Raw genomic sequence first — 13402 nt, 5'->3', positions numbered from 1 at the left:
CTTCTTCGAGGAGCCACCCATGATCCGCACGCTCGCTGTTGCTTCCCTGTTGCTGCTGCCGCTGACCGCGCTCGCCAATGAACCGCAGTGCAGGTTCAACGAACCGCGCGACCTCAAGCTCGACCTGGCCGGTGCCAAGGCCGTGGTGTTCGAAGTGAACCAGCATGACCTGGTGCTGCAGGCCGGCCCCGGTGCGGCCCAGCTCGGCGGGCGCGCCTGCGCCTCCAACGCGGACTGGTTGCGCCAACTCACGGTCACCCAGCAGAAGGTCGGCGACAAGCTCGTCGTCCGCCTGCAGCGCGAAGGGCGCAGCCTCACCATGAGCGGCAGCAGCTATGCCTACCTGGACCTGCGCGGCACGGTGCCGGACACGCTCCTGGTCCAGATGAAGGTCGGCTCCGGCGATGCCAGCGTCAGCGGTGCGCATTCGCTCAGCGCCGATGTCGGCTCCGGGGATATCAAGCTGGAGAACATCAAAGGGCTGGTGACCGCGGCAGTCGGCTCGGGCGATGTCATCCTCGATGGCGCCGGTGCACTGAACCTGCTCTCGGTCGGCTCGGGTGATTTCAAGGCCCGCAACGTGCGCGGCGACGCCAAGGTCGGCACCATCGGTTCGGGCGACTTCGAGCTGGATACCGTCGGTGGCAATGTCGAGATCGGCGTGGTCGGCTCCGGCGACACCGACGTGCGCCAGGCCAAGGGCAACGTCCGGATCGGCACCGTCGGCTCCGGCGATACCGAGCTGCGCGACATCGGCGGCAGCGTCACGGTGGAACGCCATGGCTCCGGCGATGTGACGGCCCGTGATGTCGGTGGCGACCTGCGCGTGGCCAACAGTGGCAGCGGCGATATCCGCCACAGCAATGTACGCGGCCGGGTTGAACTGCCGCGCGGCAAGTAAGCCTCTTTACCCTCAACGGATACGGACCATGACAACTCGACTGCTGCTGCCTGCCCTGCTGTTGTGCCTGCCCATCGCCGCCTGTACCGCCCCGGACAGCGGAAAAGGCAAAGCCCCCGCCGACCAGAGCGCCGCCGCCCCGGCCACCAGCGCGCTGGATACCGACAGCATCGGCAAGACCGTGCAGGAGGCCACCGACAAGGCCCGCCGGGAAATTGCCCAGGGCAACATCTCCATCTCCAATGGCAAATCTCCCAAGGCCGAGATCAGCCCCCAGGGCGACCTGCTGATCGATGGCAAAGCGGTACCGGTGGATGCCCACCAGCGTGCGCTCCTGCAGGACTACCGCAAGCAGGTCGAGTCGCTGGCCAGTGCGGGCATGGAGATCGGCGTGGCCGGCGCCAATCTCGGCGTGAAGGCGGCCGGTGAGGCGATCAAGGGCATGTTCTCCGGTGACACCCAGGGCATCGAAGCGCGGGTGAACGAGGAAGCCAGGAAGATCGAAGGCCAGGCCCAGAAGCTGTGCGGCCTGCTGCCCGGGATGATGGCCAGACAGCAGGCGCTGGCGGCCGCGCTGCCGGCCTTCCAGCCTTACGCGACCATGGACCAGAAAGACATCGACGACTGCGGCAAGTAAGCGGCCCCTGCCTGCGACGATGCGTCGCAGGCAGGCCCTTCCCGGCGCCAGGGGACTACAATCTGCGTTCCCGCCGCACGCGTTGTTGCCTGCTCATGAAGAAGCTGAGTCTGTTGCTGTTCGCCCTGTTCTGCCTCGTCGCCACTGGTTGCGACCAGGAGTACCGCAATCACCGCGCCGAGCGCAGCAAGCCGAAGATCACCGTCAGCGACGGCATGGTCACCGTGCGCCGCGCACCTGCGCCGAACATCATCATCCTGCCCAACGGGCACATGAAGATCGACGAGATCGAGATCCCGCTCAACGAAGAGCAGCAGGCGATGCTGCAGGGCATGTTCGGCCAGCTGCAGGTGCTGCGCCAGAACACCTTGACCGATGCTCCGCCGGACCCGGCCAAGCGCTCGGTGAAGATCCAGGTGCCCGATGGCATGCAGCCGATCCCGCCGGACCTGACCACGAAGATCCCCGAGTTCAAGGATTACACCGAGACCTTCGGCAATCTGCAGGCCGACCGCCACTGACTGAGCCCCGCAGCGGCCGGCAGGCCCCTGGGCAAATGTCCCCCTTCCGCCGCCTGGCAGCGACGGCCTCCGCCTTGATTTTGCCCTGGGGCCCGCCGGCCGCTACGGGGCTCACGCACAAAAAAACGGGCCATTCGGCCCGTTTTTCGTTTCAGGTAGTACGCGCGCTCAACCGCCGCCGCCACCACCGGCGTGGATGCCGCCGGCGGTCAGCGCGGCCGGATCGAGCAGCTTGCGCAGCTCGGCCTCGGACAGACCGCTGTCTTCCTTGGCCACCTCCAGCACCGGGCGCTGTTCCTTGTAGGCACGCTTGGCGATCGCGGCGGCTTTCTCATAGCCGATGATCGGGTTCAACGCGGTCACCAGGATCGGATTGCGATCCAGTGCCTCGCGGACGCGATCCTCCCGCACCTTCAACCCGGCGATCGCAGTATCGGCCAGCAGGCGGGTGATGTTGGCCAGCAGATTGATGCCATCGAGCAGGTTCGCGGCGATCAACGGCAGCGTCACGTTCAACTGGAAGTTGCCGGTCTGGCCGGCCACGGTGATCGCGGTGTGGTGGCCGATCACCTGGGCGCACACCATCACGGTGGCTTCGGGAATCACCGGGTTGACCTTGCCCGGCATGATCGAGCTGCCCGGCTGCAGCGCCGGCAGTTCGATCTCGCCCAGACCGGCCAGCGGACCGGCATTCATCCAGCGCAGGTCGTTGGCGATCTTGATCAGTGCCACCGCCAACGCGTTGAGCTGGCCGGACAGTTCAACCGCATCGTCCTGCGCGGCCAGGCCTTCGAACTTGTTCTCGGCGCTGTCGAACTTGATGCCGGTCTGCTGCTTGAGCTGCCTGGCCACCTGCGCGCCGAAACGCGGGTCGGCATTGATGCCGGTGCCGATGGCGGTGCCGCCCAGCGGCAGCCGACGCAGGCGCTTGAGGCTGTCTTCGATACGCTCCTGGGCAGAGGACAACTGCGCCGACCACGCACCGAATTCCTGTTCGAAGGTCAGCGGCATCGCATCCATCAGATGGGTGCGGCCGGTCTTGACCACCTTGCGCAGCGCGCGGCCACGCTTGTCGATGGTCTTGCGCAGGTGCACCAGCGAAGGCAGCAGCTGCTCATGCACGCCCAGCAGCGCCGAAACGCGCAGCGCGGTCGGGATCACGTCGTTGGAGCTCTGCCCCTGGTTGACGTGATCGTTGGGATGCACCGCGGTCTTGCCCGCCTTGCCGGCACGATTGGCCAGCGTGGCGATGACCTCGTTGGCATTCATGTTCGAGGAGGTGCCCGAACCGGTCTGGTACACGTCGATCGGGAAGTGCGCGTCATGGCGCCCATCGGCGACTTCGGCAGCGGCCGCCTCGATGGCCTTGCCGATGTTGCGCGGCAGATGGCCCAGCTCGACGTTGACGTTGGCCGCAGCCCCCTTGACCAGGCCGAGCGCGCGGATGAAACCGCGCGGCATGCGCTGGCCCGACACCGGGAAATTATCGACGGCGCGCTGGGTCTGCGCGCCCCACAACGCATCGGCGGGCACCTGCAGCTCGCCCATGCTGTCGTGTTCAATCCTGAAACCCTTGCTCATTGCTTCAACTCCGCACATCTTTCGTGGATGAAAGGGAACCTGCGGCTGGCAACGGGCCTGATTCCCTGGCTGGCGGCTCTGATCACGATACTCCCAAGCACCGTTGAAACCCAACCACGCGGTGGATCGGCTAGACTCGGGATTCGTTTTCATTCAGACAGACTGCCGCCCCCATGGGTGACGATCCCGACAGTAGTACCGGGCGTGCGAGCGCGCACGCACCGATGACCGCCCTCGCCGCCCTGGCGACCGCGGGTGCCGTTCCGCTCCAGGCAGCAGCGCTGCGGGGCCGCGGATGATCGGCAACCTCCTGCTTCTGCTGCTGGCCCTGCTGCTGGTGGTGCTCAACGGCTTCTTCGTGGCCGCCGAGTTCGCCCTGGTGAAGCTGCGCCATACCCAGGCCGTCGGCCTGGCCGAGAACCATGGCTGGCGGGGACGGCTGCTGCTCAACGTGCACTCGCACCTGGATGCGTACCTGTCGGCCTGCCAGCTGGGCATCACGCTGTCCTCGCTGGGCCTGGGCTGGGTCGGTGAGCCGGCCTTCGCACACCTGCTGCAGCCGTTGTTCGACACCTTGGGGCTGACCCCGGAAGCCTCGCGCCTGACGTCCTTCATCATCGCCTTCAGCCTGATCTCGTTCCTGCACATCGTGTTGGGCGAACTGGCGCCGAAATCGATGGCGATCCGTCGCCCCGAGGCGATGTCGCTGTGGACGGCCGCGCCGCTGTACCTGTTCTATTGGGCCATGTACCCGGCCATCTGGCTGCTCAACAACAGCGCCAATGCGCTGCTGCGCCTGGCCGGCTGGGGCGATGTGGAGCACACCTCGCACCGCTATTCGCGCGAGGAGCTCAAGCTGATCGTGGGTCGCCAGCAACCGCTCGGCAGTGCGCCTGACCAGGACCTCACCTTGATGAGCCACGCGCTGGAGCTGCCCGAGCTGGTGGCCGGCGACCTGATGCGCTCCCGCGACCACATGCGCTCGTTCCGCGAAGGCATGCGCCTGGCCGACGTCATGGCCGAGTTCGCCGAAAGCCGCTACAGCCGCTACCCGTGGTTCGACCGCGATGGCGAGGAAGTGCTGGGCATCCTGCACATGAAGGACCTGCTGGTCGAGATCGCTCGAGGCAATCCCACCGACGACCTGCGCCCGCTGCTGCGCCCGGCCAACCTGATCGCGCTGGAAACCCCGGTACCGCTGGTGCTGGAGCGCTTCCGCACCGGCACCACCCACCTGGCGCTGTGCGTGGAAGAGCACGGCCGCATCCTGGGCTACTTCACCCTGGAAGACCTGCTGGAAGTGGTGGTCGGGGATATCGAGGACGAACACCCGCATATCGTCAAGGACGCCCCCACCCGTGGCGCCGACGGCACCCTGCTGGTGGCCGGCTCGACCTCGATCTTCCGGCTGGAGCGGCTGCTGGGGCACGACCTGAGCGCGCCGGACCACCTCAATTCGGTCGGCGGGCTGATCGTGCACCAGCTCCAGCGGCTGCCCGAGGAAGGCGAGCAGCTGGAGATCGACGGGCACCAGTTCACGATCAAGCGCATGGCCGGGCACCGGATCCAGGCCGTGACGGTGCGCATGGCACAGGCCGAGGACGCCGGGGCAGCGTAGAATGGCGGCCCCCGCTGCCACCGATCTGCGCCCTGCCATGTCCGAATTCGCCCTGCTCGCCCTGTCCCCGCTCGATGGCCGCTACGCCGGCAAGGTCGACGCCCTGCGCCCGATTTTCTCCGAATACGGCCTGATCAAGGCCCGCGTGAAGGTGGAAGTGGAATGGCTGCTGGCACTGGCCAATGAGCCGGGCATCGTCGAACTGGCGCCGTTCTCGGCTGCCGCCACCGCGCGCCTGCGCGCCTTGGCCGACGACTTTGCCCCGGCCCACGCCGCGCGGGTGAAGGAGATCGAGCGCACCACCAACCACGACGTCAAGGCCGTGGAGTACTTCATCAAGGAGCAGCTCACCGCCGATGCGGAGCTGGGCCCGGCGCTGGAGTTCGTGCATTTCGCCTGCACCAGCGAGGACATCAACAACCTCAGCTACGGGCTGATGCTCGAGCAGGCCCGCCGCGAGGTGCTGCTGCCCTCGCTGGACAACATCGCCGGCGTGCTGCGTGCCCTCGCCCATGCCCAGGCCGCCCAGCCGATGCTCTCGCGCACCCATGGCCAGACCGCCTCGCCGACCACCCTGGGCAAGGAAGTGGCCAACGTCGTGGCCCGCCTGGAGCGCCAGCGCCGCCAGATCGCCGCCGTCGAACTGACCGGCAAGATCAATGGCGCGGTGGGCAACTACAACGCGCACGTCATCGCCTACCCGGACGTGGACTGGCCGGCCTTCGCCCAGCGCTTCGTGGAAAGCCTCGGCCTGGTCTTCAACCCGTACACCACCCAGATCGAGCCGCACGACAACGTCGCCGAGATCGGCGATGCCGCGCGCCGCGCCAACATCATCCTGATCGACCTGGCGCGCGACGTCTGGGGCTATATCTCGCTGGGCTACTTCAAGCAGAAGCTCAAGGAAGGCGAAGTCGGCTCCTCGACCATGCCGCACAAGGTCAACCCGATCGACTTCGAAAACGCCGAAGGCAACTTCGGCATCGCCAACGCCCTGTTCGAGCATTTCAGCGCCAAGCTGCCGATCAGCCGCTGGCAGCGCGATCTGACCGACTCCACCGTGCTGCGCGCGGTCGGCACCGCCTTCGGCCATACCCAGGTCGCCCTGGACTCGCTGGCCAAGGGCCTGGGCAAGCTGACCGTCAATCCGGAACGCCTGGATGCCGACCTGGACGCCGCATGGGAAGTGCTGGCCGAAGCGGTGCAGACCGTCATGCGCCGCCATGGCCTGCCCAACCCCTACGAACAGCTCAAGGCGCTCACCCGCGGCCAGGGCATCACCACCGAATCGATGCAGGCCTTCGTTGAATCGCTGGACCTGCCCGCCGACGCCAAGCAGAGCCTGCGCGCGCTGACCCCGGGCGGCTACATCGGCCTGGCAGCGGACCTGGCCAAGGCGATCTGAAGGCATGGGCGCCGCCCCGCTGCGCCCCCGAACTACCGTCTACACGCTCCAAGGATCTCCCCCATGGCCGCACGCAAGATCAAAACCCCCGTCATCGAAATCCAGGCCCGTCCCGGCCTGCCGCTGGGCATGCCCGCCGCTACCTTCCTGCGCGATTACTGGCAGAAGCGCCCGCTGCTCATCCGCGGCGCCTTCCCCGATTTCGAGACCCCGGTGCAGCCCGAAGACCTCGCCGGTCTGGCCTGTGAAGAAAGCGCGCTGTCGCGGCTGATCACCCACGACCGCGCCACCGATGGCTGGACCGTGCGCACCGGCCCGTTCCAGGAAGAAGAATTCCCCGGCATGCCGGACCACGACTGGACCCTGCTGGTCCAGGACGTGGACAAGTGGGACGCCGACGTGCGCGCCCTGATCAGCCACTTCGATTTCCTGCCGCGCTGGCGCATGGACGATGTGATGATCAGCTTCGCCGCCACCGGCGGCTCGGTCGGCGCCCACGTGGACCAGTACGACGTCTTCCTGCTGCAGGCTTACGGCCACCGCCGCTGGCAGATCGACGCCAGCGAATCCATCAAGGGCAAGCGCCCGCCGCTGGACTTCCGCGACGACGTCGAACTCAAGCTGCTGCGCCGCTTCAAGCCGACCCACGACTGGGTGCTGGCCCCGGGCGACATGCTCTACCTGCCGCCGAACGTGCCGCACAACGGCGTTGCCGAAGACCCCTGCCTGACGTTCTCCTTCGGCATGCGCGCCCCGGCCTCGGCCGAACTGATCAGCGACTACCTCGATACCCTGATCGAGGGCGCCGACGAGTCCATCCGTTACCAGGATCCGGACCTGAAGGTGCCGGAGGATCCGAACGAGATCGACGTGGTCTCCATGAACCGCGTCGTCGAAGCGCTCAACGCCATCCGGATGAACGATCCGGACAAGCTCGGCGACTGGTTCGGCCGCTTCATCACCACCTACCGTGCCGCCGGGGAAGTGATGGCGCAGGGCGAACCGCTGCCGCGCGAAGAGATCGAAGCCGCCCTGGGTGCCGGCGTGGAACTGCATCGCCACCCCTGGGCGCGCCTGGCCTGGCGCCGTGCCAAGCGTGGCGCCAGCCTGTACTGCAGCGGCCTGGACTTCGCGCTGCCGGTCAAGGATGCCCAGGTACTGGCCGGCGCCGAACAGATCGGTGCGGCGCTGTACCAGAAACTCTCGGCCAAGGGCCGTGATGCCGTGCAGGCACTGGTCGCCGGCGGCTTCTACCAGCTGGTGGAAGACGCCGGCCTGGAGGACGAAGACGACTACGTCGCCGAGTACGACATCGTCGACGGCACCGAGGCAGTCGACGTGGTCGACGACGAGGCCATCGAGGCCGACGTGCACGAGGTGACCATCCATGACGACGGCATCGAGGTGATCGTCGATTTCGACGACAGCGACGAGACCGACGGCAAGGACGAGCCCCAGCGCGGCTGACCGCCCCCGCCATGACCGGCCCCGGCTTCCACGTTGATGTGGTCGACTACCCGGTGCAGCACGCCGCGCTGCACCGGGTCCGGTTCACCGTGTTCGTCGACGAGCAGCAGGTCCCCGCCGAACTGGAGATCGACGCGCTCGACCCCCTGAGCGTGCATGTCCTGGCCTGCGACACCGCCGGCACCCCGATCGGAGCCGGACGGCTCACCCCGGACGGCCGGATCGGCCGCATGGCGGTACTGGCCGCCTGGCGTGGCAAAGGCGTCGGCGAAGCCCTGCTGCTGGCCCTGGTCGACCAGGCCCGGGCCCGGGGCTGGCGCGAGGTCGGGCTGCATGCGCAGCTGCCGGCCCGCGTGTTCTATACCCGGCAGGGCTTTCTGCCGGAAGGCGAGATCTTCGAAGAGGCCGGCATCGCCCACCAGCACATGCGGCTGGCCCTGTCCGGTGCAGTCGCGATCGAGCGCGCCGAAGAGGCCGTGGCGATCACCACCGCGTTGATCCACCGCTCCCGTCGCCAGCTGTGGATCCACAGCCGCCAGCTCGACCCCGGCCTGCTCGATGCACCGCCGGTGCTGGAAGCGTTGCGCCGCTACGCCACCGCCCGCCACGACAAACAGGCCTGGCTGATCGTCCACGACAGCGCCGCCATCCGTCAGGCCGGCTCACCCGTGCTGAGCCTGCTCCAGCGGCTGCCGAGCGTCTTCCGGGTGCGCGAGGTGAGCGATCCGATCGACCGCGCGACGCCATCTGCCTGCCTGCTCAACGACACGGGCGACTACTACTTTCGTCTGAGCGGCCACCGCTTCGATGGCGAGGCCGGGCTGGCCCAACCGGCACGTTCACGACCGTTGCAGGAAGGTTTGCAGCGCGTATGGGAACGTTCGCGTGATTGCAGCGAACTGCGGGCACTCGGCCTGTAGCCCACCGCGCGGCCCCGAACCTGTCTGGGAATGACACCGCGGTTCCCGCACTGGACCGTACGGTGCCCCTTCCTGTCGCGTTGGGGGTACAATTTGGGGCGTTAGATACCGCCCGCGCAGGCTATTCACTTTTCCCTGCCGGATCATCGAAGCCTTACCCCACAAGCGAATCCGACTCTCCATCGTGGACAATCAACTGAAGCAGTTTGCGCAATCTTCGCAGCTCGCCGGCGGCAACGCCTCCTATATCGAGGATCTGTACGAGCAGTACCTCGTTTCTCCGGACAGTGTCGATCCCAAATGGAAGACCTACTTCGACGGCTTCCAGGGCCGCGAAGCCGGTGATATTCCGCATTCGGCCGTCATCGCCCACATTGCCGACGCCGCCAAAAACGCCATCAAGAGCGGCACCGCCGATGGTGCCGGCGACGAGCGCGAGCGCAATGTCGGCCGCCTGATCACCGCTTACCGGTCGCGTGGCCACCTCGGTGCCCGCCTGGACCCGCTGAGCCTGACCGCGCCGACCAATCCGCCGGATCTGGGCCTGCCGTTCCACAGCCTGTCGGAAAGCGACCTGGGCAGTGAGTTCAGCACCGGCGGCGTCGCCGGCCAGCCGCGCATGAAACTGCGTGACCTGCTGGAGCGCCTGAAGAAGACCTACACCGGCTCGATCGGTGCGGAATTCATGCACATCTCCGAGGTCGAGCAGCGCCAGTGGCTGTACCAGCGCCTGGAAATGGCCGGTGGCAACTACAACCTGGACGCAGACACCCAGCGCCGTACCCTGGAGCGCCTGACGGCTGCCGAGGGTCTGGAGCGCTACCTGCACACCAAGTACGTGGGCCAGAAGCGCTTCTCGCTGGAAGGCGGCGATTCGCTGATCCCGATGATGGACACCATCATCCGTGACGCCGGCAAGGATGGCGTCAAGGACGTGGTGATCGGCATGGCCCACCGCGGCCGCCTGAACGTGCTGGTCAACACCCTCGGCAAGAGCCCGCGCAAGCTGTTCGACGAGTTCGAAGGCAAGTTCGAGCACGACGACCACGCCTCCGCCGGCGATGTGAAGTACCACATGGGCTTCTCGGCCGACGTCGCCACCGCCGGCGGCGCGGTCCACCTGGCGCTGGCGTTCAACCCGTCGCACCTGGAAATCGCCGATCCGGTCGTGGCCGGCAGCGTCCGTTCGCGCCAGGAACGCCGTGGCGATACCGCCCGCAAGCAGGTGATGCCGATCCTGATCCACGGTGATGCGGCCTTCGCCGGTCAGGGCGTGGTGATGGAGCTGTTCCAGATGTCCCAGGCCCGCGGCTTCGCCGTTGGTGGCACGGTGCACATCGTGGTCAACAACCAGGTCGGCTTCACCACCTCCAATCCGGAAGATTCGCGCTCCACGCTGTACTGCACCGACGTGGCCAAGATGATCGCCGCGCCCGTGCTGCACGTGAACGGCGACGATCCCGAAGCGGTCGTGTTCGCCGCCAAGCTGGCCTTCGAGTTCCGCCAGAAGTTCAGCAAGGACGTGGTCATCGACCTGATGTGCTACCGCCGCTGGGGCCACAACGAAGCCGATGAACCGGCGATCACCCAGCCGCTGATGTACCAGGTCATCCGCAAGCACCAGACCACCCGCGAGCTGTACGCCGCGACGCTGGAAGCGGCCGGCGTGATCGAAGCCGGTGCCGGCAAGGCCCTGGTTGATGCGTACCGCAACAAGCTCGATGCCGGCGAAGTCACCACCGAGCTGGCCCAGGTCGAGAAGACGCCGGCCACCAGCAAGATGTACGTGGACTGGCCCAAGCTGCTCAACGGCAAGCTGTCCGACGCCGTCTCCACTGCCGTGGGCATGGAGAAGGTCAAGCAGCTGGCGCAGATGATCAACACCGTGCCCGAAGGCGTGGAACTGCACTCGCGCGTGGCCAAGGTCTATGACGACCGCCGCAAGATGGCCGCAGGCGAGATCCCGGGCGACTGGGGCTTCGCCGAGAACCTGGCCTACGCCACCATCCTCGACGAAGGCAACAACCTGCGCCTGGTCGGCCAGGACGTCGGCCGCGGTACGTTCACGCACCGCCACGCGATCCTGCACGACCAGAAGACCGACAACTACTACCTGCCGCTGCGCCAGCTGGTCGAGTCGCCGGAACAGGCCACCATCATCGATTCGCTGCTCAGCGAAGAAGCCGTGATGGCCTACGAGTACGGCTTCTCCACCACCGATCCGAACACCCTGTGCATCTGGGAAGGCCAGTTCGGCGACTTCGCCAACGGCGCCCAGGTCGTGATCGATCAGTTCATCGCCGCCGGCGAAGCCAAGTGGGGCCGCATCACCGGCCTGACCCTGCTGCTGCCGCACGGTTATGAAGGCCAGGGCCCGGAGCACAGCTCCGCACGCCTGGAGCGTTTCCTGCAGCTGTGCGCGCTGGAGAACATGCTGGTGTGCGTGCCGTCGACCCCGGCGCAGGCGTACCACATGCTGCGTCGCCAGATGCGCATGACCACCCGCAAGCCGCTGATCGTCATGTCGCCCAAGTCGCTGCTGCGCCACAAGCTGGCCGTGTCGACCCTGGACGAACTGGCCAACGGCGAGTTCCAGCACCTGATCGGCGATGCCAACGCAGACGCCAGGAAGGTCAAGCGCGTGGTGTTGTGCTCGGGCAAGGTCTACTACGACCTGCTGGAAGACCAGACCAAGCGTGGCCAGGACGATGTCGCCATCATCCGCGTGGAGCAGCTGTATCCGTTCCCGCGCGTGGCACTGGCAGCAGAGCTGAAGAAGTACGGCAAGGCGGCCGATGTGGTGTGGTGTCAGGAAGAACCGCAGAACCAGGGTGCCTGGTACCAGATCCGTCACCACCTGCAGGCGTGCCTGGCCGATGGCCAGAGCATCCATTACGCAGGTCGCGCCCGTTCGGCATCGCCGGCCGCTGGACACATGGCTGACCACATCATCGAGCAGCAGAAGCTGATCGCCGATGCCCTGGTCAACCCGTTCAACGACTCGGTCGCTGAATAACTCTCCCCCTCATTCTAGAAAAGACAAACCAGGAAGCTCCCGCATGGCCACCGAAGTCAAAGCCCCGGTACTGCCCGAATCCGTCGCCGACGGCACCATCGCCACCTGGCACAAGAAGGTCGGCGATGCCGTCAAGCGCGATGAAAACCTGCTTGATCTGGAAACCGACAAGGTCGTCCTGGAAGTGCCGTCGCCGGTCGATGGCGTGCTGAAGGAGATCAAGTTCGAGGTGGGCGCCACCGTGACCTCCAGCCAGGTCGTGGCCATCATCGAAGAAGGTGCGACCGCTGCTGCTGCGCCGGCCGAAGAGAAGAAGGCCGACGCCCCGGCCGCTGCTCCGGCACCGGCCGCTGCCGCTCCGGCCGCTGCCGCAGCGCCGGCCCCGGCCACCAAGTCCGCTGCCGATTCGCTGCCCCCGGGTGCCCGCTTCACCGCCATCACCGAAGGCGTGAACCCGGCCGACGTGGACGGCACCGGCCGCCGCGGCGCGGTGACCAAGGAAGACATCGTCAACTTCGCCCGCAACGGCGGCGCCGGCAAGTCCGGTGGCGCACGTCCGGAAGAACGCGTGCCGATGACCCGCATCCGCAAGCGCATCGCCGAGCGCCTGATGCAGTCCAAGAACGGCACCGCGATGCTGACCACCTTCAACGAGGTCGACCTGTCCAAGGTCTCGGCCGCGCGCAAGGATCTGCAGGACGAGTTCGTCAAGGCGCACGGCATCAAGCTGGGCTTCATGAGCTTCTTCGTGAAGGCCGCCGCCAACGCACTGCAGCGCTTCCCGCTGGTCAATGCCTCGATCGACGGTGACGACATCATCTATCACGGCTACTCGGACATCTCGATCGCCGTGTCGACCGAGAAGGGTCTGGTGACCCCGGTGCTGCGCAACGTCGAGCGCATGTCCTTCGCCGATATCGAAAAGACCATCGCCGACTACGCCAAGAAGGCCCGTGACGGCAAGCTGAGCCTGGAAGAACTGCAGGGCGGCACCTTCACCGTGACCAACGGCGGCACCTTCGGTTCGCTGCTGTCGACCCCGATCATCAACCCGCCGCAGAGCGCCATCCTGGGCATGCACGCCATCAAGGAGCGTCCGATCGCGCAGAACGGCCAGGTCGTGATCGCGCCGATGATGTACCTGGCGCTGTCCTACGATCACCGCATCATCGACGGCAAGGACTCGGTCCAGTTCCTGGTGGACATCAAGAACCAGCTGGAAAACCCGGGCCGCATGCTGTTCGGCCTGTAAGACCTCCCACCCCTCCGCGCCCGCGCGGAGGGGTTCTGGTTTTACGGCACTGCACCGCACTGCCCTGCTCTCTCCCCCGGCGCC

10 protein-coding genes are annotated in these 13402 nt (G+C 66.6%); 9 read left to right on the top strand and 1 reads right to left on the bottom strand.

What is annotated here, in order from left to right:
- Positions 1-19 precede the first annotated feature (19 nt).
- The 3 genes from ORK51_RS13205 (at position 20) to ORK51_RS13195 (ending at position 2059) form a co-directional block, all read left to right on the top strand.
- Complete coding sequence (locus tag ORK51_RS13205; RefSeq protein WP_070425480.1) at positions 20-901, top strand: DUF4097 family beta strand repeat-containing protein; 882 nt, start codon at positions 20-22, stop codon at positions 899-901.
- Between the two features lie 28 nt (positions 902-929).
- The gene (locus tag ORK51_RS13200; protein ID WP_019185939.1) at positions 930-1538 is read left to right on the top strand and encodes a DUF2884 family protein; all 609 of its coding nucleotides are present in this window, start codon (positions 930-932) and stop codon (positions 1536-1538) included.
- A 95-nt stretch (positions 1539-1633) separates the two neighbouring features.
- The gene (locus ORK51_RS13195; protein ID WP_046273903.1) at positions 1634-2059 is read left to right on the top strand and encodes a hypothetical protein; all 426 of its coding nucleotides are present in this window, start codon (positions 1634-1636) and stop codon (positions 2057-2059) included.
- Positions 2060-2227: 168 nt separating this feature from the next.
- On the opposite strand, the gene ORK51_RS13190 is transcribed toward ORK51_RS13195, so the two are convergent.
- A complete protein-coding gene (locus tag ORK51_RS13190) occupies positions 2228-3640 on the bottom strand; it encodes a class II fumarate hydratase (RefSeq protein ID WP_046273902.1) in 1413 nt (470 codons plus the stop codon).
- A 295-nt stretch (positions 3641-3935) separates the two neighbouring features.
- Between ORK51_RS13190 and ORK51_RS13185 the strand changes: the two genes are divergently transcribed.
- The 6 genes from ORK51_RS13185 to sucB all read left to right on the top strand — a co-directional run bounded on the left by ORK51_RS13185 (position 3936) and on the right by sucB (position 13318).
- Positions 3936-5258, top strand: a complete 1323-nt coding sequence (locus tag ORK51_RS13185; RefSeq protein WP_070470548.1) for a hemolysin family protein — start codon at positions 3936-3938, stop codon at positions 5256-5258.
- Between the two features lie 37 nt (positions 5259-5295).
- Positions 5296-6663: an adenylosuccinate lyase gene (gene purB, locus ORK51_RS13180; RefSeq protein WP_026070207.1), complete on the top strand. Its 1368-nt coding sequence runs from the start codon at positions 5296-5298 to the stop codon at positions 6661-6663.
- 63 nt (positions 6664-6726) lie between these two features.
- On the top strand, positions 6727-8130 hold the full coding sequence (locus ORK51_RS13175) for a ribosomal protein uL16 3-hydroxylase (protein WP_266085148.1): 1404 nt from the start codon (positions 6727-6729) through the stop codon (positions 8128-8130).
- Between the two features lie 11 nt (positions 8131-8141).
- Entirely contained in the window at positions 8142-9050 is a 909-nt protein-coding gene (locus tag ORK51_RS13170; RefSeq protein WP_266085147.1) for a GNAT family N-acetyltransferase, read from the top strand.
- 184 nt (positions 9051-9234) lie between these two features.
- Entirely contained in the window at positions 9235-12066 is a 2832-nt protein-coding gene (locus ORK51_RS13165; RefSeq protein WP_266085146.1) for a 2-oxoglutarate dehydrogenase E1 component, read from the top strand.
- Between the two features lie 43 nt (positions 12067-12109).
- The gene (gene sucB, locus ORK51_RS13160; protein WP_070425485.1) at positions 12110-13318 is read left to right on the top strand and encodes a dihydrolipoyllysine-residue succinyltransferase; all 1209 of its coding nucleotides are present in this window, start codon (positions 12110-12112) and stop codon (positions 13316-13318) included.
- The last annotated feature ends 84 nt before the right edge of the window (positions 13319-13402 follow it).

Source organism: Stenotrophomonas sp. RIT-551 (assembly GCF_026241915.1).
Classification (GTDB): Bacteria; Pseudomonadota; Gammaproteobacteria; order Xanthomonadales; family Xanthomonadaceae; genus Stenotrophomonas; species Stenotrophomonas bentonitica_A.
Note: the sequence above shows the minus strand (reverse complement) of the source record. Positions and strands in the feature narration are given on the sequence as shown.

Coding starts and splice junctions, on each gene's coding strand:
- ORK51_RS13205 (WP_070425480.1), top strand. CDS start 20: ATGATCCGCACGCTCGCTGTTGCTTCCCTGTTGCTGCTGCCGCTGACC.
- ORK51_RS13200 (WP_019185939.1), top strand. CDS start 930: ATGACAACTCGACTGCTGCTGCCTGCCCTGCTGTTGTGCCTGCCCATC.
- ORK51_RS13195 (WP_046273903.1), top strand. CDS start 1,634: ATGAAGAAGCTGAGTCTGTTGCTGTTCGCCCTGTTCTGCCTCGTCGCC.
- ORK51_RS13190 (WP_046273902.1), bottom strand. CDS start 3,640: ATGAGCAAGGGTTTCAGGATTGAACACGACAGCATGGGCGAGCTGCAG.
- ORK51_RS13185 (WP_070470548.1), top strand. CDS start 3,936: ATGATCGGCAACCTCCTGCTTCTGCTGCTGGCCCTGCTGCTGGTGGTG.
- purB (WP_026070207.1), top strand. CDS start 5,296: ATGTCCGAATTCGCCCTGCTCGCCCTGTCCCCGCTCGATGGCCGCTAC.
- ORK51_RS13175 (WP_266085148.1), top strand. CDS start 6,727: ATGGCCGCACGCAAGATCAAAACCCCCGTCATCGAAATCCAGGCCCGT.
- ORK51_RS13170 (WP_266085147.1), top strand. CDS start 8,142: ATGACCGGCCCCGGCTTCCACGTTGATGTGGTCGACTACCCGGTGCAG.
- sucB (WP_070425485.1), top strand. CDS start 12,110: ATGGCCACCGAAGTCAAAGCCCCGGTACTGCCCGAATCCGTCGCCGAC.